The 20,538-nt window shown below is 40.0% G+C and carries 14 protein-coding genes and 1 rRNA gene; 3 read left to right on the top strand and 12 right to left on the bottom strand.

The features are described 5' to 3' along the window. The first annotated feature begins 306 nt into the window (after positions 1 to 306). The gene (gene dctA / locus P1K33_RS07575; RefSeq protein ID WP_284652320.1) at positions 307 to 1,527 is read left to right on the top strand and encodes a C4-dicarboxylate transporter DctA; all 1,221 of its coding nucleotides are present in this window, start codon (positions 307 to 309) and stop codon (positions 1,525 to 1,527) included. A 33-nt stretch (positions 1,528 to 1,560) separates the two neighbouring features. On the opposite strand, the gene P1K33_RS07570 is transcribed toward dctA, so the two are convergent. The 11 genes from P1K33_RS07570 to P1K33_RS07520 form a co-directional block, all read right to left on the bottom strand. Further along, positions 1,561 to 2,814: a nucleoside permease gene (locus P1K33_RS07570; protein ID WP_284652319.1), complete on the bottom strand. Its 1,254-nt coding sequence runs from the start codon at positions 2,812 to 2,814 to the stop codon at positions 1,561 to 1,563. Positions 2,815 to 2,882: 68 nt separating this feature from the next. Continuing rightward, positions 2,883 to 3,575: a (d)CMP kinase gene (cmk, locus tag P1K33_RS07565; protein WP_284652317.1), complete on the bottom strand. Its 693-nt coding sequence runs from the start codon at positions 3,573 to 3,575 to the stop codon at positions 2,883 to 2,885. Positions 3,576 to 3,588: 13 nt separating this feature from the next. Continuing rightward, positions 3,589 to 4,620 carry a type IX secretion system protein PorQ gene (gene porQ / locus P1K33_RS07560; RefSeq protein ID WP_284652316.1) on the bottom strand — a complete coding sequence of 344 codons (1,032 nt, stop codon included), beginning with the start codon at positions 4,618 to 4,620 and terminating at the stop codon, positions 3,589 to 3,591. Between the two features lie 131 nt (positions 4,621 to 4,751). Continuing rightward, positions 4,752 to 7,205 carry an endopeptidase La gene (lon, locus tag P1K33_RS07555; RefSeq protein ID WP_284652315.1) on the bottom strand — a complete coding sequence of 818 codons (2,454 nt, stop codon included), beginning with the start codon at positions 7,203 to 7,205 and terminating at the stop codon, positions 4,752 to 4,754. Positions 7,206 to 7,421: 216 nt separating this feature from the next. Further along, positions 7,422 to 8,204 carry a hypothetical protein gene (locus P1K33_RS07550; RefSeq protein WP_284652314.1) on the bottom strand — a complete coding sequence of 261 codons (783 nt, stop codon included), beginning with the start codon at positions 8,202 to 8,204 and terminating at the stop codon, positions 7,422 to 7,424. Between the two features lie 43 nt (positions 8,205 to 8,247). Next, positions 8,248 to 9,543 carry an MFS transporter gene (locus P1K33_RS07545; RefSeq protein ID WP_284652313.1) on the bottom strand — a complete coding sequence of 432 codons (1,296 nt, stop codon included), beginning with the start codon at positions 9,541 to 9,543 and terminating at the stop codon, positions 8,248 to 8,250. Positions 9,544 to 9,614: 71 nt separating this feature from the next. Beyond that, a complete protein-coding gene (locus P1K33_RS07540; protein ID WP_284652312.1) occupies positions 9,615 to 10,433 on the bottom strand; it encodes a M48 family metallopeptidase in 819 nt (272 codons plus the stop codon). 79 nt (positions 10,434 to 10,512) lie between these two features. After that, positions 10,513 to 12,912 carry a glycoside hydrolase family 31 protein gene (locus P1K33_RS07535; RefSeq protein WP_284652311.1) on the bottom strand — a complete coding sequence of 800 codons (2,400 nt, stop codon included), beginning with the start codon at positions 12,910 to 12,912 and terminating at the stop codon, positions 10,513 to 10,515. Positions 12,913 to 13,098: 186 nt separating this feature from the next. Then, positions 13,099 to 15,003: a 1,4-alpha-glucan branching protein GlgB gene (gene glgB, locus P1K33_RS07530; RefSeq protein WP_284652310.1), complete on the bottom strand. Its 1,905-nt coding sequence runs from the start codon at positions 15,001 to 15,003 to the stop codon at positions 13,099 to 13,101. A gap of 124 nt (positions 15,004 to 15,127) precedes the next feature. Next, positions 15,128 to 16,765: a maltokinase N-terminal cap-like domain-containing protein gene (locus P1K33_RS07525; protein WP_284652309.1), complete on the bottom strand. Its 1,638-nt coding sequence runs from the start codon at positions 16,763 to 16,765 to the stop codon at positions 15,128 to 15,130. Beyond that, positions 16,765 to 18,705 carry an alpha-1,4-glucan--maltose-1-phosphate maltosyltransferase gene (locus P1K33_RS07520; protein ID WP_284652308.1) on the bottom strand — a complete coding sequence of 647 codons (1,941 nt, stop codon included), beginning with the start codon at positions 18,703 to 18,705 and terminating at the stop codon, positions 16,765 to 16,767. Before P1K33_RS07520 ends, P1K33_RS07525 begins: the two co-directional genes overlap by 1 nt. Positions 18,706 to 18,780: 75 nt before the next feature. Between P1K33_RS07520 and P1K33_RS07515 the strand changes: the two genes are divergently transcribed. Together P1K33_RS07515 and P1K33_RS07510 are read left to right on the top strand one after the other, a co-directional pair. Next, positions 18,781 to 19,644 carry an alpha/beta fold hydrolase gene (locus P1K33_RS07515; RefSeq protein WP_284652307.1) on the top strand — a complete coding sequence of 288 codons (864 nt, stop codon included), beginning with the start codon at positions 18,781 to 18,783 and terminating at the stop codon, positions 19,642 to 19,644. Between the two features lie 3 nt (positions 19,645 to 19,647). Then, positions 19,648 to 20,292, top strand: coding sequence for an endonuclease III domain-containing protein (locus P1K33_RS07510; protein WP_284652305.1), 645 nt, complete (start codon positions 19,648 to 19,650; stop codon positions 20,290 to 20,292). A gap of 122 nt (positions 20,293 to 20,414) precedes the next feature. On the opposite strand, the gene rrf is transcribed toward P1K33_RS07510, so the two are convergent. Beyond that, positions 20,415 to 20,524: ribosomal RNA gene (rrf, locus tag P1K33_RS07505) — 5S ribosomal RNA — on the bottom strand. Positions 20,525 to 20,538 lie beyond the last annotated feature (14 nt).

The raw sequence follows: 20,538 nt of genomic DNA, 5'->3' as shown, positions 1-20,538 counted from the left end.
TGTATGCTATGCTTCTTGAGTTTCTTTGATGCGAATAAAAACACAGCAGTGTTAGTTATAAGTTGTTTAACCCTTTTGTAAACTCTACTCCGCCAAAAGGACTGCAAAAGTAAGCATAATTTCTTAATTACAAAACATTTAGAGCAGAAAATAGAGTCAAGAAAAAGAGAAAAGATTTTATTTTTCTGAAGCGAATAGATTGGTTTTCAAAGCATTCCATGTTCCCGCTGTCCGGGCTGCATGGCAGCTTCCTTCCATCGGGGCTAAATTGGGAATTGTATTGAATAAATGTTATCTTGTCATCGTATGAAAGCCAACGAATCTTTATTATTCAAAATCACGACCAACCTCACGTTTTGGGTCTTAATCGCCATTGTCTGCGGGGTTTTGCTTGGGCATTACCAACCCGAAACCGGGCAGCAAATGAAAATCGTTGGCGATTCATTTATCCAATTGGTCAAAATTTTTATCGGACCAATCATTTTCCTTACCATTGTTCTGGGCATTGCCGGTATGGGCGATTTAAAGAAAGTCGGGCGCATCGGAATCAAATCACTCATTTATTTTGAAGTCGTAACCACATTTGCCCTGGTCATCGGCGTTGCTGCGGCTTATATAATTCAACCGGGGAAAATAGACAAAACCGGTTTGGATATTCAGGATGCAAGTCAGTATACTTCGAGAGCGACGAGTGACTTCAATTGGCTTGATTTTTTTCTCAGTAACTTCACACTTCAGGTTTTGGTAGTTGCCATAATCTGCGGCGTACTGTTGAATTATTACAGCAAAAGACAAGCAGTTGTCGATGTTTTATACAAATGCTCCAAATTCGTTTTCAGGGCGTTGAAAATTGTGATGCATCTGGCTCCACTGGGTGCCTTCGGCGGCATGGCGTACACCGTTGGGAAATTCGGGTTGCATACGCTGATTCCTTTAGGGAAATTGATGCTGACCGTTTATGTTACGATGGCGATTTTTATCTTTCTGGTCCTGGGAAGCATTCTCCGTTATTACAAAATCAGCATTTGGGATTTTATCAAATATTTAAAAGCTGAATTGCTAATCGTTCTCGGAACTTCTTCCTCCGAACCGGCTTTACCTAATTTAATGACTAAACTCGAAAGCATGGGTTGCAGCAAATCGGTTGTGGGATTGGTCGTGCCAACGGGTTATTCCTTTAACCTTGACGGCACTTCAATTTATCTTTCGATGGCGGTTATTTTTTTGGCACAATTGTATAATGTCCATCTTTCATTCGGTGAAATCCTGACAATTTTAGGACTATTGATGATTACCTCCAAAGGTGCAGCAGGCATTACCGGAAGCGGTTTTATCATTTTGGCTTCGACCTTAACTGCCATTCACAAAATCCCGTTAGAAGGCTTAGCGTTCCTTTTGGGAGTAGATAAATTCATGAGCGAAGCCAGAGCCATTACCAATTTTATCGGAAACGGCGTGGCGGCGATTGTCATTTCCAAAAACGAAAATGAATTTGTAGATCCGGAACATCCGATGGATTTAGAATAAAAAAGCCTTTCAGATTTGAAAGGCTTTTTTATTTTAATGACTCACATTCACTACATCTTTCGGGTTGTGTTTGTGTTTGAACATTACCGCAAAGGCAATCGCGATGACTAAGGCATAACCGGCAAAAGCCAGCCAGATGTTGTGCCAGTCACGAGTACCATCATGCGTAAAGAATTCATCGATTACATATCCACTGATTAATCCGCCAAAGAAAGCACCAAATCCGTTGGACATCATCATAAACAATCCTTGGGCTGACGATCGAATCTTCGAATCGGTAGTCGTTTCTACGAAAAGCGAACCTGAAATATTAAAGAAGTCAAATGCCATTCCGTAAACAACACACGACATGATAATCATCCACAAACCGTCAACCGGATTTCCGTAAGCAAACAAACCAAAACGCAATACCCACGCCAACATCGAAATCAACATGACCTGTTTTATTCCGAAACGCTTTAGAAAAAATGGAATAGCCAAGATGAATAAGGTTTCCGATATCTGTGAAATCGACATGATGATGGTAGAATATTTAACCACGAATGAATCCGCATATTCAGGGACATTGGCAAATTCAGATAAATACACATCGCCATACATATTGGTCAACTGCAAAGCACCACCCAAAAACATTGAGAAGATAAAGAACAATGCCATTTTATAAGTCCCGAATAATTTGAAAGCATTTAAGCCTAATTTTTCGGTTAACGAAGCATTCTCAGATATCAGTCTTTGCGGCGGACATTTTGGTAAAGTAAATGAATAAAAACCTAATGCAAATGCGGCAAAAGCCGACAGGTAAAACATATTGAAAGAAGCTTTATTACCGGTCAGATTGGTTATCCACATCGCGGCAATAAAACCTATCGTTCCCCAAACCCTGATGGGCGGAAAGACTTTAACGACATCAAAATCATTGCTTTTTAAAATATTGTAGGCCACCGAATTGGATAACGAAATGGTTGGCATATAGCACAACATCGCGGCAAAAATCACATAATAAAAAGTAGTTGGATCATTGACCTGCGGAATGTACAACAAAGCCAAACCACCAAGAATATGCAACACTCCGTAGAGTTTCTCTGCATTAATCCATTTATCGGCAATAATTCCGGTAATGGCAGGCATTACGATGGAAGAAAGCCCTAAAGTAGAAAAGATGGCTCCAAATTGTTCTCCGCTCCATTGCTTGGTGCCAAACCAATAGTTTCCTACCGTAATCAACCACGCGCCCCAAACAAAGAACTGGAGGAAGCTCATCAATGTCAATCTCAATTTAATACTCATAAATAATAGTTTTTGGTTTAAAGAAAATAGCCCGTAAATCTACTATTAAAATTGAGATAAACAAATATTTACAACGATTTCGAAACTTTATCGACCAAGGTCAGGACTTCTGCAAACTGCTCTTCACGAGTCAAAGCGGAATTATCGATTTCGATGGCACCATCTGCCATAACTAAAGGAGAATCTTCTCTGTGGGTATCAATATGGTCGCGCTCTTCCACGTTTTTTAAAACCGCTTCAAAAGTAACGTTTTGTCCTTTGGCCTGTAGCTCGTCATAACGACGACGTGCTCTGGTTTCGGGACTGGCGGTCATGAATATTTTAAGCTCAGCATCAGGAAAAACAACCGTTCCAATGTCACGTCCATCCATAACGATGCCTTTCTTTTTGCCCATGGATTGCTGTTGCTCCACCAATTTGGCACGCACTTCGGAAACTTCCGCTACTTTGCTCACAAAACTCGATACTTCGATGGTTCTGATGGCTGCTTCGACATTCACTCCATTGAGGTACATTTCGGCAAAACCCAGTTCAGGATTGAATTCGAAATGCAATTTGATAAACGGCAAACTGTTGATTAAGGTTTCCTTATCGAAAAACTCGTTGGTGATACAACCATTTTGCATAGCGAAGTAAGTCACTGCGCGATACATGGCACCGGAATCGACATAAACATAGCCTAAATGTTTGGCTAACTGTTTGGCTAAAGTGCTTTTCCCGGTGGAAGAAAATCCGTCAATGGCAATGGTAATTTTTTTCAAACTATGAATATTTTTAATATCTATCCCCTGAAAAATCGATGGTTAGGCCAAACAAACTGGTATTGGCCGCCAAAGTATATCTGGAGTAGGAATAATTGAATTTTAAATTGTTGATTTTTAATCCGAAACCAACCGAAAGTCCGGAGAAATTTCGCTGCTCTAAGATACGTAATTCTTCTGCTCTTCTGAAATTATAACCCAATCTGATGTTGAATCCTTTTTCGGGGAATAATTCTGCTCCTACAATCAAGTGACGCAAAGCATTGTTGAAAAATGATACTTTTTCGGGTGTTGAGCCACCATCCAGATTGCCTTCTGCCCTATTCGGATTGGAAAAAGCAACCTGCCATTGCTGCATGTTTTCCAAAGTTATATGCCAACGAATCGGTACATTTTCCATCAATTGGGAAACACCAAGCAAAACTTCCAGCGGTAATTTTTCCCGGGTTTCTTCATAAGGTGTAATCTGCATTCCTATGTTTCTGATGGAAATGGCCCAATTGATATCATTTTGGGTATCGATATACATACCACCAATATCAAAAGCGGCACCAAAAGAATTATAGCTTTCCAAAGTGGAAGAAATCAATTTGGCATTCGCGCCGACATAAAAATCAGTAAACGGAATATTATAGGCATATCCAAAAGACAAGGCGATTTCGCTTCCGGTAAAGCTTGATGTTCGTTGACCGTTTTCGTCATAACCGTCAAACTTTCCATAATTCACATAATTCACACCACCAAAAAAAGTCTGCACGTGGCGATCATAAGTATAGGCATACGAACCCGTTCCATAAGTTACTTCTCCAAAATAACTCCCGTAATTCAACGACAGTTTATTGTCCATTTCCGCATTGATACACGCCGGATTAAAATGCGCCTGATTGACATCCTGATCATAGAAAGTAATGACTTTTCCACCAATCGCCGCTTGTCTTGGCGAGGTTACTAAGTTTAGAAATTGGTATACCGACTTACCTCCAACTTGTCCGAATGAGACTAAATTGGCGAGGCAAAATACAATACAAACTGTTGTTCTAAACATTAAAAAGGACTTATGGCTATATACTATAACGGAAATGCGAAGATATTATTTTATATCGGAGGAAAAAAGTTAATAAAAAAAGGCATCAGCGATATTTTCACTCATGCCTTTTCAACCTTTTATTTTGAAATTTATTTCAGTGTTTTAGCATTTTTTACCTTTTGATTGGTCAAAGCAACATCAATTACTTCACTCATTTCCTTTACATAATGGAACGTCAAACCTGCAATATATTCCGGTTTGATTTCATCGATATCGCTTTTGTTTTCATGACACAAAATAATTTCTTTGATGTTAGCTCTTTTGGCTGCCAATATTTTTTCCTTGATGCCGCCAACCGGTAAAACTTTTCCGCGAAGCGTGATTTCTCCTGTCATGGCCAAATTTTTCTTTACTTTTCTTTGGGTGTACAAGGAAACCAAAGAAGTCAACATCGCGATTCCCGCACTTGGTCCGTCTTTTGGTGTGGCGCCTTCCGGAACGTGCAGGTGAATGTTGTATTTGGAAATCATTTCCGGGTCGAGCCCAAAAATGGCTGCGTTGGCTTTGATATATTCTAAAGCAATCGTCGCCGATTCTTTCATTACCGTTCCCAAATTTCCGGTTAAGGTTAAAGTTCCTTTTCCGGCAGAAATTAAGGATTCTATGAATAAAATATCACCTCCGACAGATGTCCAGGCCAAACCTGTTACTACTCCGGCCACATCATTGCTCTCTGATTTGTCTCGGGCTAATTTTGGTGAACCCAAAATCGAAACGATATCTTCATCGGTTACTTTTTTATTGTATTCTTCTTCCATCGCTACCGATTTGGCTGCATTCCTGATTACCTGAGCAATTTTGGCTTCCAAACCACGAACACCCGATTCACGGGTATAGCCTTCCACAATTTTTTCCAATTGCTTTTTGCCAATGGTCAAATCTTTTACGGATAAACCGTGTTCCTTTAATTGTTTTGGCAACAAATGCTGGCGGGCGATTTCGGTTTTCTCTTCAATCGTATAACCAGTCATCTTGATGACTTCCATTCTGTCTTTTAATGCCGGTTGGATGGCTGACATGTTGTTAGAAGTCGCAATAAACATTACTTTGGACAAGTCATAACCCATTTCAAGGAAATTGTCGTAGAACTCGTTGTTTTGCTCCGGATCTAAAACTTCCAACAATGCCGAAGACGGATCGCCTTGATGGCTGCTCGACAGTTTATCGATTTCATCCAAAACAAACACCGGATTGGAAGTTCCTGCTTTTTTCAAACTCTGGATAATTCTTCCCGGCATCGCGCCGATATAGGTTTTACGGTGACCACGGATTTCCGCTTCATCACGCAAACCTCCTAAGGAAATACGAACATATTCCCTGCCTAAGGCCTCGGCTATTGATTTCCCAATTGAGGTTTTACCAACTCCCGGAGGTCCGGTCAAACAAATGATTGGTGATTTCATGTCATTTCGCAATTTCAAAACTGCCAAATGTTCGACTATTCTTTTCTTTACATCTTCAAGTCCAAAATGGTCGCGGTCTAATATTTTCTGAGCGCGTTTTAAATCGAAATTATCCTTGGTAAAATTATTCCATGGCAATTCCAAAAACAGCTCTAAGTAATTTCTTTGAATTCCAAAATCGGGTGCCTGAGGATTCATGCGCTGCAACTTGGAAATCTCTTTCTCAAAATGAGCTGCGGTTTTGGTATCCCAAATTTTGGTTTTGGCTTTGACGCGCATTTCTTCAATTTCCTGTTCATAAGAAACACCACCCAATTCTTCCTGGATGGTTTTCATTTGCTGGTGGAGGAAATATTCGCGTTGTTGTTGGTCTAAGTCGAAACGGACTTTAGACTGAATGTCATTTTTCAATTCCAGCTTCTGCAATTCCACATTCATATAGCGCAAAGTTGCCAAAGCTCTTTCCTTCAGAACATTGACCATAAGCAAATCCTGCTTCTCTTTCACCGTCAGGTTCATATTGGAAGAAACAAAATTGATGAGGAAAGACTGGCTTTCTATGTTTTTGATGGCAAATGTCGCTTCAGTTGGAATGTTTGGACTTTCCTTGATGATTTCAATGGCCAATTCCCTGATGGAATCAACTATGGCTTGAAATTCGGTATCTTTTTTTGTCGGGCGTTTTTCTTCTACTTCTTTGATTGATGCTTTTAAATAAGGACTTTCCGCAATTACGGCATCAATTTCGAAACGCTTTTTCCCTTGCAGGATTACGGTCACATTCCCATCGGGCATTTTCAAAACCCTAAGGATTTGTGCTACGGTTCCAACAGTATGGATATCATTCTTGGTTGGGTCTTCGTCCTCTTCATTTTTTTGGGCTACCACACCGATGATTTTATTTCCGGCATTGGCATCGTTGATTAATTTAATCGATTTATCTCTTCCGGCAGTAATCGGGATAACAACTCCGGGAAATAAAACGGTATTGCGTAAAGGTAAAATAGGCAGTGAATTGGGTAATTCTTCCTTATTCATTTCCTCCTCGTCTTCGGGCGTTAAAAGCGGAATTAAATCGGTTTGTTCATCAAATTCCTGAAGTGACAGAGTGTCAAGGGTTAAAATATTATGGTTTGACATGTGGCGTTTGATTTAGTCAAATTGACATTAAAAATTATATAATGCTAAACAAAAGTAGAACATCTTTTAATAGAAATAAATTATAATCGACGTATTACAAATGATTTAGGTTTAACCGACATAAAAATTTTACATCGACAAACGCAATGGTAAGACAAGGATTGTGCCGAAAAAAAAATCCGCCAATTTGGCGGATTTGATTAGTTTACTGTTGGATTAGTTCACTATATAAGAGTTTAACTCGTTAGTAATGGTTTCCGGAGGTGTTCCTGATCCATCATTTGAAACAGTCACTGCTTTGATTGGACCGATATTTTTGGAGAACCAATATTCGGTAACTACATTGCCCGCAGGCGTACCCATCATTTCAACATTCTGCGTAACTTTTACCTTGATAACATTGGTATAGTTAGTTCCGTTAACATTAGCAGAAGCATCTTTTTCCAGAACAATTCCGGAATAAGCCGTTTCCTGTGTAATCGATGGCATTCCTGTAAAAGTGGTTGTTTGCGAGAAAGTACCGCTCCAGGTTTGTCCCACATTGATATTGTCCTTCAAGATAATCATTTCATATCCGGTAATCGTACCGGTAATTCCTAAGCCTGTATCAAAAGTAAAACCTTCCACTTTGATATAGTATTCACCACCATTTTTTCTTAATCGTGTTACAACATCAGCACCGGTTCCTCCGCTTGACATTCCAAACATTGAATCGAATGTGTAATAAGTATAGTTGTTAATACTGTTCACTGAAATCATTTTCATTGGTGGCTGAACCACACCATCTTGTTTAAAAACCCATTGATTGTTAAGAGCTGTCGGCCAATAATCTCCCGAAGAAGTTCCTCCGTTGCCGCCATTATTTCCACCATTATTTCCGCCATTGTTACCTCCGTTATCCAGGTTGATTTGAGAATCAATAGGCTCATTTTCACATGATGTAAAGGTAAAAGCAGTAAGAATTAAAAATATTCCAAATAAAATCTTTATGTTTTTCATGACTATTTTTATAAAATTTGTTCAAATATAATTTTTTTTAGATTTATGACAAGTGTTTTTTTGGTATTCTCAACAATAATAACAGTCCACATAGGAAAAATAATCCTAAAAAAACGATTGCAAATCTCGGACTGCCTGTAATTTGGTCAATCAGGCCATAAACCATCATCCCAATAACTATTCCTATTTTTTCGGAAACATCATAAAAACTAAAAAACGAAGTGGTGTCTTCCGTCTTTGGCAAAAATTTGGAATAAGTGGAACGTGCCAAGGACTGGATTCCGCCCATCACCAATCCAACCAAACTCGCCATAATATAAAACTCCATTGGCGTTGTAATGAAATAAGCAAATCCACAAAGTAAAACCCAAAACGAGTTCAACACTATCAGCACTTTAACATTTCCGTATTTACCCGAAGCTCTTGACGTTAAAAAAGCACCTAATACCGCAATCAACTGAATCAAAAGAATGCAGGTAATCAGACCGGTTTGGCTTTCTTCGGCACTGGCCCATTCTATTTCCTGTGCACCAAAATAAGTAGCCACCAGCATTACTGTTTGCACCGCCATACTAAAAACAAAAAAACTCAATAAATATCTTTTCAGCGGCACTTCGGTTTGCAGTTTGCTCCACACTTTTCTCAATTCTTTGAAACCATTAAAAATGACTGAACGCGTTACTTTTTGCTGGTTTGAGTTTCCTTTTGGCAAATAATAATACGTGTATTGACTAAAGAGAATCCACCAAACCCCAACCATAACAAAAGAATATTTCATCATGTCAATTTTATCGGCTTTATCAGCGGTCATAATCATGGCCAAATTGATAACCAAAAGCAAAACGCTGCCAATGTATCCCATAGAATAACCACGGGCACTTATTTTGTCCTGTTGTTCTTCAAAAGCAATATCGGGTAAATAAGAATTATAAAACACCAAACTTCCCCAAAAACCAATCAGCCCAAAAAAGAAAAACACCAATCCAACAAGAATATTATTCAAATCAAAAAAGTACAATCCAATGCAAGACAAAGCTCCAATATAGTTGAAGATTCTCATGAAGATTTTTTTGTTCCCGGTATAATCTGCAATACCTGACAACAACGGTGAAAAAATCGCCACACACAAAAAAGCGGCAGCGGTTACAAAACTAATCAGCGCTGAGTTTTTAAAATGATACCCGAACAAATTCACATAAGGGTTGTTTTCATCAAATAATGCATTATAAAAAATTGGGAAAACCGCCGAAGCAATGACCAAACTATAAACCGAATTGGCCCAATCATAGAAAGCCCAGGCGTTAAGTAATTTTGGGTGACCTTTAGGAAGTACTGACATAAAGCTTTTTTTAAATAAAAAATCCCGATATAAATCGGGATTAAATATAGTCTTTTTTTGGTATCGGTATATTATTTAAACGTTACGCCAAATTTTGCCGCTGTTGCTTTTGCTTTTGGAATTTGTTTTTTGATATTCGCAATTCTGGTAGCATCAGAAGGGTGTGTGCTCAAAATTTCCGGTGGTGCTCCGCCTCCTGATTTGGCTGACATTCTTTCCCAAAAACCGACTGCTTTGTCAGGGTTGTAACCTGCCATTGCCATTAGGGTAAGTCCAATATCATCCGCTTCAGATTCATGGCTTCTGCTAAAAGGCAGCATTCCTCCAACAGCGGTGCCAATGCCATAAGCCTGCATGACTAAAGCTTGTGTTTCAGCACTTTTTGTTCCGGTAGCTGCGGCAACACCCGCAGCGCCTAATTGTTGCGCTAATCCTGCACTCATACGCTGTTGTCCGTGATTGGCCAATGCGTGAGCTACTTCATGCCCCATAACGGTGGCCAAACCGGCTTCGTCCTGGGTAATTGGTAAAATTCCGGAATACACTACAATTTTACCACCAGGCATACACCAGGCATTTACTTCTTTACTGTCAACCAGTTTATACTCCCAGGCATAGCCTTTCAATTCATCTTGTGTTCCTCTGGATTTCAATAGTTTCTCGGCTGCTGCCTTGATTTTCATACCGACAGCTTCTACTCTTTTGGCATCAGCAGTTCCGATGATTACTTTATTGGTTTTCAGAAATTCTCCGTATTGGTTAAATGATGAGGCAAAAATTTCAGAATTAGGCACTAATGCTAATGTTTGTTTTCCTGTTACGGGATTGGTAGCACAAGATGCCACAATTAGAACCATTAACGACACACAAAATAAAATTCCTTTTTTCATAATGATATAATTTGAAATACAAATTTACATAATCTATTCGCCAAATGTTTATATAATTTGGGTAATAAATTTACATAATTTAAGCTCCAAACAAATGTATCTCGGTAAAATCTTTTACAATAATCAGAGAGTTATCACCATTCAACTGAACCTGATCTAAGGTGATTTTCTCATTATCCAATTCGATTTTTTTTACTTTAAAAGGCAATCCTTTTAAGTTGATTTTGAATTTGGAATACTGCGTTTCAAAAGTACCTTCTGTATGTTGCTGAATGATAAGCTCTTTCTCTTTTCCGTTTAAGGTGAAAGTACGAAGTGAAAAACGACCTTTGTTGTAATCATAGCCATCTTGTGCATCTTCATATACGGTTGATTTTTCTTTGCCCAATTTGTAATAGGCATCCAAAACCAATTCGTCAAACTGTAATTCGCCAACATATTGCTGTACCGGATATTTCGGAATAATCGCGCCTTCCTTGATAAAAATCGGAATTTCGTCAAAACTGGTTTTAATCCAAAGCTCTTTCTTTCCTTCTATCAATTCATTGTTCCAGAAGTTGTACCAATTGCCTTTTGGCAAATACATTCTTCTACCTTGTGCGTTTGGTTCCAAAATTGGGCAGACCAAAATCTGGTTTCCAAAAATAAACTCATCCGTTCGGTAATGCGTATGGAAATCGTCTTGGTCGAAATACACCAAAGGTTTCAACATCGGTGTGCCTTCGTTGACATATTGCCAGAACATGGTGTACAAATAAGGCAACAATTGGTAACGCAATTCAACGAATTTACGCGTGATATCGATTACTTCTTCGCCAAATGACCATGGTTCCTGTTCGCCGTGATCACCCGAAGAATGCGTTCTGCAGAATGGATGAAAAACACCCAACTGAATCCAACGGGCATACAATTCACCCGAAGGCTGCTCGGCAAAACCACCGATATCAGAACCGGTAAAGCCCATTCCTGAAATCGACATGCGCTGCATTTGGATATTGGCAATCCATAAATGTTCCCAACTCGCCACGTTGTCACCTGTCCAGGACGAAGTATAGCGTTGGGCTCCTGAGTAAGCCGAACGTGTGATGATAAATGGTCTTTTCGGATAAGCAAATCGCTTTACGCCTTCATAGGTTGCGCGCGCCATTTGCGTTCCGTAAATATTGTGTGCTTTTCTGTGGCTGCAAGGATTTCCGTCGTAATCGTGACGTACGTCATTTGGGAAAGTTTTCCCCGGAACGTCCATGACTGCAGGTTCGTTCATATCATTCCAAACGCCTTTTACACCAATTTCCGAAATCAATTCCTTAAATAGTCCAGCCCACCATTCGCGCACTTCCGGATTGGTATAATCGGGGAAGTTGCATTCGCCCGGCCATACTTTTCCTTTCATATACGGACCATCGGCTCGTTTACAGAAATATTCATTCTTTAAAGCCTCTTGGTAAACCCAATAATCCTTATCTATTTTAATTCCCGGGTCGATGATAACGACCGTTTTGAAGCCATCTTTGGCCAATTCGGCTACCATTCGCTTAGGTTCAGGGAAATATTCTTTGCTCCAGGTAAAACAGCGAAAACCTTCCATATAATCGATGTCTAAATAAATCGCATCGCATGGAATTTTAAGTTCACGGAATTTACTGGTGACTTCTTTTACTTTGCTCTCGGGATAATAACTCCATTTGCATTGGTGGTAACCCAAAGTCCACATCGGCGGTAATTCCGGCTTTCCTGTTAAATGGGTATAATTGATGACTACGTCGCTCATTTTCGGACCGTAGAAGAAATAATAATTCATTTCTCCGCCTTCAGCCCAAAAACTGGTTACATTTCTTCGTTCGTGACAAAAATCGAAATAAGTTCTAAAGGTATTATCAAAGAAAATCCCGTAAGCTTTATTGTGGTGCAAACCGATGTAAAACGGCACGACTTTGTACAATGGTTCCTGGTCTTTGTGGAAGGCATACTGGTCGGTTGCCCAATTCTCTACACGCTTTCCTTTCAGATTCAAATGTGTCGGCTTATCGCCCAAACCGTAAAAACTTTCGCCGTCTTTAGAGACTTTACTCATCTTTACGATGTTGCCGCCGTGTTCGTAACATTCTTCCCAATGGAAACCGATTTCGTCTTCAAGGATGGTGAATCCGTCAATGTCGTGAATCGAAACCTTTAAATCCTTTTTGTTGATTTTGCAAAAAACCTTGCTGGTTTTGATTAAGTAGAAATGACTTTCTTCCACAACCTCCAGTTGGTTGTAACCATGTGATTGTGTTTTGTCAATCGCATAAGAGAAATCGTTGCTGAAGTAACCTTTGGTCGTATAGCGAAAACGGATTAAACTGTCTCTTAGAATCGTAATTTTTAAAATAACATTGTTGTTGGTATGGAAATAAATACTGTCAACGTCTTTTTCAAAAGAAACTATTTTCGAAGGGAATTGATCGCCTTTATGCTCAAGTTCTTGATTGGTAATCATAAGATTGTATTTGTGTCGAGTGCCAAATTTACAAAGATGACAACGATAATTTTACATATAGGCAAAGTAGTTTTTAACTACAACGTTTGCGGATAAGAATAACTAAAAAATTTGATATTAAGAGGAGGAAGCCCAGTGGGCTTCAGGTATGTAAACTCTAGTTTGCTTAATATTTAACCAAATTATTTACGAAATTTTATATACGGCAACCCCTAATGGCGGCAATACCAATTCGGCCGAATAACCTCTGTAATTCCATGCTGTTTTATCTATTTTTATAGGCTTGGTTGCTACTACACCACTTCCGCCGTATTCGACACTGTCTGAATTGAAAATCTGAGTCAGTTTTCCTTTGGCTGGCAATCCGATTCTGTAATTGTCTCTCACGACCGGTGTAAAATTGGCCACTATAATCAAATCATCCTTTGGATTTAATCCTTTGCGGATATAACTCAAAACCGCATTTTCACTATCGGTGTAATTGATCCATTCAAAACCGTCTACGTGGAATTGTTTTTCGTACATCGCCGGATTGTTCTTGTACAACGCATTCAAATCGGTGATGCATTTTTTGATGCCATCGTGGTAACCGTATTGGAGCAAATGCCAATCTAAACTACCTTCGAAATTCCATTCGCTGCTTTGCCCGAATTCGGCACCCTGAAACAATAATTTTCCACCCGGATGCGTAAACATATAGCCATACAACAAACGAAGATTGGCAAATTTCTGCCATTCATCTCCCGGCATTCTGCCTAAGATGGAATGTTTACCATAAACCACTTCATCATGTGATAACGGCAGCATAAAGTTTTCGGTAAACGCGTATGTCATCGAAAAAGTCAAATCGTTTTGGTGGAATCTTCTATAAATTGGTTCTTTTTTGAAATATTGTAAGGTATCGTGCATCCAACCCATCATCCATTTCATGCCAAAGCCTAAACCGCCGATAAACGTTGGTCGCGACACCATCGGGAAACTGGTACTTTCTTCGGCTATGGTTTGCACATCAGGGAAAGCGCTGTAAACGGCTTCGTTGAAATCTTTTAGGAAACTGATGGTGTCTAAATTTTCTCTTCCTCCATAAATATTTGGCTCCCATTCGCCTTCTTCTCTGGAATAATCCAAATAGAGCATTGACGCTACGGCATCAACGCGCAAACCATCAACATGGTATTGTTGTAACCAGAAAATCGCGTTGCTGATTAAGAACGAGCGCACTTCATTGCGGCCATAATTAAACACCAAACTTTTCCAATCGGGATGATAGCCTTTCCTTCTGTCCGGGTGTTCGTATAAGTTGGAACCATCGAAAAATCCTAGTCCGTGTGCGTCATCAGGGAAATGCGACGGTACCCAATCCAAGATCACTCCAATACCGGCTTGGTGCAGTTTATCAACCAAAACCATAAAATCCTGTGGTTTCCCAAAACGCGATGTTGGAGCAAAATACCCAACCAACTGATAACCCCAAGAAGGATCATACGGATATTCCATGACCGGCATAAACTCTACGTGGGTGAAACCGGTTTCTTTGACATAATCAACCAATTGGTCTGCCATTTCAAGATAAGTGAGGAACTTTCCTTCGCTGTTCCTGCGCCAGGAACCTAAGTGTACTTCGTACACAGAATACGGTTTGTCTAAACCGTTTTTGTCCTTGCGCGTGTCCATCCATTTTTTGTCTTTCCATTTGTAATCCAAGTCCCAAATGACGGAAGCCGTTTGTGGCGGATGTTCGCAGTAAAGCGCAAACGGATCGGCTTTTTCGGTGATGATACCGTTGTTGTTGGATTGTATTTTGTATTTGTAAGCTGTGCCTTTATCTACACCGGGAATAAATCCTTCCCAAATGCCCGAGCTGTCCCAGCGCACGTTGAGTTGGTGCTCGCCTTGTATCCAATAATTGAAATCGCCCACGACCGAAACCGAACGTGCTGATGGTGCCCAAACGGCAAAGTAAACGCCTTTTACACCATTCACTTCGGTGAGATGTGCGCCGAGTTTTTCATAGAGTCTGAAATGTTTTCCGGCTTTGAATAAATCGATGTCAAAATCGGTAAAAAGCGAATGTACTTGTACTTGGTTCATGTGTTGTTTTTTATTTTTTTGAGCGTATAGCTTGTGCTTTCTTGCGCTCCATTTTCCCGCTTTTCGCGCTGCATGGCAGCTGGCTGCAATCGGGGCTGGTTAGTTATTGTCTTTTGTTTCCCTTTTACACTTTCGCTTCAAATTCCATAATACTGGCAATTCCCGTTAATGGAATCACTGCCCAGCGTGGACGTGAGTTGAGTTCGTAGCCCAGTTCGTAAACCGCTTTTTCGAGGATGCAATATTTGAGCAGAAAGTCGATTTCTTTTCGGTATCCTATATTTAAATTGCCACCTTGCGCAACTTCGGTGTAGGTTTGCAAAAACACGCCCACGAAATATTTGAACAGGATTTCACCTGCCTGAAATAACTCTTTTTGTTCAAACGGATATTTGTCCTTGTTGTTGAAAATGGTCGCATAAATCGAGTAATGAAACGAGCGGAACATGCCGGCGACGTCTTTGAGCGGCGGTTGTTTTACTTTTCGGTCACGAATGGTACTTTCGGGTTCGCCTTCAAAATCGAGCAAATAGAAATCGTCACCGTTGACCAAAACCTGTCCGAGATGGTAGTCACCGTGGATTCTGATGCGTTCTGATTTCATTTTCGTCCAGTCGAAATCGAGGAACAGCTTACGGATGTCTTTTTTGTTGTCGAGGAATTGATTGGCTAGTTCGAGCGCCAAACCGTCGAGTTTGTGCAAATTATTTTCTAAAATATTCAATCTGTTTTGGAACTGATACGTCAGACGATTTTTGAGCCAAACGGTGTAATCGCCGTTGTAGGTCGTTGGCGTAAAAGCGGTTTGGCGGATATCGCCACCAAGCGCAATGTGCATTTCAGCGGTTCGGGTTGCCAGCGTATGAATGCGCAGAAAAATGCTTAATCCGGCCCAATCGATGATTTCGTGTGGCACTTCGTTGATCTTTAAGCGCTTGAACAATTCGATATCGGGAAGCTTGGCTATTTTGATTTTTTTATGTTTCAGATTGTCAAAAATCCGGTCGACCTCTTCGAGCATAAACTGCCAGGCATCGCCTTGATTGGGCACCAATTCCTGCATCAATCCCAGTGTAATATTCCCTTCGGATAAAACGACACTGATACTTCCGGTATAAGCCGGTGAATGTTGAAAATCCATCGTTTCGGTTAAGAAGCGACTGATTTCATAATCGGGATTCATGCTGATATAGATGCGTCTGAAGATTTTGAGTACCAAAGTTCCGTTGTAAATAATGGAAGTATTGCTTTGCTCTACACCCATGAATTTGGACGATTTGTATTCCTTGTCTTCGAGTTTTTCGCCTTTGTGGAATTTGACTTTTTCGTCTTTTCCGGCGGAGGTTACTATCTTATCGAATAATAATTTTCTGAAATCTTCCTGGTGTAAAGCATCGACCAAAAAACCTTCCTGACCACCCATTTTTACAGGCGCAATGATGGTATTGGTATCGAGTTCTTCTTCTGCCATAAACGAAATCGGCATAAAATAATGCTGATAAAATGCCTCTTTGAAATTCACTTCGAGCAAAACACCATAATAGGTATTCTTCTTCGAAGTGATTTTAAACCAATCCACAACTTCGATATACTTGAGTGTGCTGGCTTTTCCGCCATACCATCGTTTGTTGATGATATAGTTTTCCAGAATATCCGAGGAAAAAACCTTTACAAATTCTTCATCTTCAAAGGCTGTTTTCCAATCTGTTTTAAAAACATACGGATTTACAAATTCATCTTCATTAATTTTTGCATCAATCATTATTTCTGAATTTTAAATAAATGAAATGGCAGGGACGGATGCAGTTCAACATAGTTCCACTCTTTGTCCCAAATATAACTGTTGCCGGTAATCAATTCAATTACGCGTATCGGTTGTCCAGGCTGAATTCCGAGTGCCTGTAAAGGCAATTGCACCCAAGCCTGTTTCATATAGTAGGGATCGATGCTGCAAATCATCAGCGTTTCGTCTAATCGCGCATCGTCGTATTTGTAGTAGGCCAAAACCTGGTCATTATCGGTATTGCAAAACTGAATGTTATTCGTTTGCTGCAATGAAGGTTGTTCGTGGCGGATTCTGTTCAAACGGGTAATGATGGTAATCAGTTTGTTTTGTATTGACCAATCCCAATTGTAAAATTCGTATTTCTCCGAATTGAAATATTCCTCTTTGCCCGGCATGGCTTCGGAAATCATGTATTCATAGACCGGACCGTAAATCCCAATACTGGAACTCAAAGTTGCGGCTAAGAAATATTTGTGAAGGTACACACTTTCGTTGCCACTTTGTAGTGCATAAGGCAAAATATCGGGTGTATTGGGCCAGAAATTTGGTCGGTAGAAATCGGCTTGGTTGGTTTTGGTTAGTTCTTCAACATACTCAATAAGTTCGGCTTTGGTATTGCGCCAGGTGAAATAGGTATAGGATTGCGAGAAACCTTGTTTGGCCAACTCGTGCATCACTTTTGGAGCGGTAAAGGCTTCCGCTAAAAAGAGCACATCCGGATGTTTTTTCTTGATTTCGGCGATGAGCCAACCCCAAAAATAAAATGGTTTGGTATGTGGATTATCGACTCTGAATACTTTGATATCACATTCTTCCACCCAGAACAAAGCTACGTCGAGCAACTCCTTCCAGAGGTTTTTCCAATCAGCGCTTTCGAAGTAAATCGGCTGAATGTCCTGGTATTTTTTGGGTGGATTTTCTGCATATTGTACCGTTCCGTCCGGACGCCATTTGAACCATTGTGGAAAATCTTTTACATAAGGATGATCAGGTGCTGCTTGCAAGGCATAATCCATTGCAACTTCAATTCCCAGACTTTTTGCGGCTTTTACCAATGACTTGAATTCGTCAATCGTTCCTAATTCAGGATGCGTTGACTTGTGTCCGCCATGCCTGGAACCAATTCCCCAAGGCGAACCAACATCTCCCGGTTGGGCTGTCGTTGCATTGTTTTTCCCTTTTCGGTTGACTTCCCCAATCGGATGGATTGGTGGGAAATACAAAGTATCAAATCCCATCGCGGCTACTCTTGGCAACAATTTTTCACAGTCTTTGAACGTTCCGTGCTTGCCTTTTTCTTGTGAAGCTGAGCGTGGAAAAAATTCGTACCACGTACTGAACAAGGCTTTTTTACGGTCTACATAAATTTTTAATTCGGCAGAAGTATTGGCTAAAGTTCGTGTTGGATATTTCTCGAAAATGTGATGTAGCTCCTTTGATAAGGCAATTTCAGTGGCTTTGTCATATTGCTTTTCATCTTGAAACGCTTTGATGGCAGCGGTTAAATAAGCTTTTTCTTCCTTATCGACTTCTTTTAAAATCGCCTGGCAATATTCGGCACCTTCTAACAATTCTGATTTTACATATTGATTGTCATTGATTTTTCTTTCGGTTCCGTGCTGCCAATTGAGCGCATAATCAACCCAACCTTCCACGAAATAAGCATAATGACCTTGTTTATCAACAGTAAATTGTGCGGTCCATTCATCATTACCCAAAGCGCTCAATCTCACTTCCTGCCATTTTTTATCCTTCTCATGCTTGAATTTCACGCAACACGCAATCACATCATGGCCATCGGCAAATACATTCGCTTTCACGACAACAGATTGTCCAACAATTCGCTTGATATAAAAAGCGCCTCCGTCTAATTGAGGTGTGACATTTTCAATAATTATTCGGGTTTGATTTTGCATTTTGACTTATATTTATGATGTTGAAATTTAAAAAAAAAATATTTTAACTTTTGGTTAGCGACAAAATTTATTGAAATGACAAAAAAATCCCAAATAAGTAACCAATCATTGCAAATTCCTAAGCCAATTCTACTTACGGCTAAATTATTAGAGGCAATTTCTCCAAAATTGGCTACACTATTCGCCGCTAAATTGTTTACAACGCCTATAAAACACAAAATTCCCAAGAGGGAATTACATATGGAACAAAATAGCCGTCAAAGTAAATTGTTGGTTTCCAGCATCAAAAAAGAGATTACAGTTTATGAATATGGCCAAGGTGAAAAGAAAATCTTGTTGGTTCACGGTTGGTCAGGACGAGGCACACAATTGGTCAAAATCGCGGATGAATTTTTAAAATTGGGTTATCAGGTGATTAGTTTTGATGCACCGGCTCATGGAAAATCAGAAGGAAAAATGACGCTAATGCCCGAGTTTATTGCTTCGATATTGGAAATTGAAAAACAATTTGGCCCATTTGAATTTGCGATTGGTCATTCACTTGGCGGTATGTCGATTTTGAATGCCATCAAACAAAATTTCAAAGTCAAAAAAGCCGTCACCATTGGTAGCGGTGATATTATTCAGGACATCATAGCCGATTTTGTAGCCAATTTAAAACTGCAACCCAAAATTGGTGTAATGCTAAAGCAGCATTTCGAAAAGAAATTTGGCGAACCAATGGAAGATTATTCGAGTCATTTGGCTGCCGAAGCCGTTAAGATTCCGGTTTTGGTCATACACGATAAAGACGACCATGATGTCTCGGTAAAAGCAGCATATAACATCGTCAAATATTTGGAGAAAAGTGAGTTGATGATTACCGAAGGATTAGGCCATCGAAAAATATTAGGCAATGAAACAGTTATTAACCGAATTAAAGAATTTTTAAAAACATAAGTCATGAGTTTATTTGAAACAAATTCCGATTGGGCTCAAAAACTACAGCCTATTATCGATTTATACAAAAACAAAAAACATCCTTTGGACTATGAAAACCTTTACCAACTGATGGTTATGGTGATTTTGTCGGCACAGGATTCTGATGCGAATATCAACAAAGTAGCACCGGCATTGTTCAAGGAATATCCCAATTTAGAAGCATTGTCAACGGCTTCAATGGACACTTTGATACCGTTTGTGACCAAAGTACGTAACTTCAATACGAAAGCCAGTTGGCTGATTGAGATTGCGCAAACCTTAAAAAAAGACAGTAATATTCCAACCTCTTTACCAGAATTGGTGGCGTTAAAAGGCGTGGGGCGAAAATCAGCCAATGTAATTATGCGTGAAATGAAAGTTCCTGCGGAAGGCATCATCGCCGATTTGCATGTGATTAGGGTTGCCCCAAGAATTGGTGTCATTCCTGAAGCCAAAGACGGCAATAAAGTCGAAAAATTATTAATGGAAACATTGCCAAAAGAAATATGGGGTGAAGTCGGGATGGCGATATCCTTTCTGGGAAGGGAAACCTGTCGGCCAACGAATCCAAAATGCCCACAGTGCCCAATCCAAAATGATTGTCAGTATCCGTTAAAAACCATATAAAACAAAAAAACCTATCCAAATAAATGAACAGGGTTTTATAAAAAAAGGCGTCGGATCGAGCGAAGCGACACGCCGCACCTATAAAAAAATAACCCCTTCACTTTTGTGAAGGGGTTACTAAAAAAAGGCGGCGACATACTCTCCCACATAACTGCAGTACCATCTGCGCAGTCGGGCTTAACTTCTCTGTTCGGAATGGGAAGAGGTGAGCCCCGACGCAATAACCACCTTAAGCTGGTTTGCAAC

The organism is Flavobacterium terrisoli (genome assembly GCF_030167905.1).
In the GTDB taxonomy this organism is placed as follows: Bacteria; Bacteroidota; Bacteroidia; order Flavobacteriales; family Flavobacteriaceae; genus Flavobacterium; species Flavobacterium terrisoli.
The sequence above is the reverse complement of the archived record's forward strand: the minus strand, read 5'-3'. Positions and strand labels throughout refer to the sequence as shown.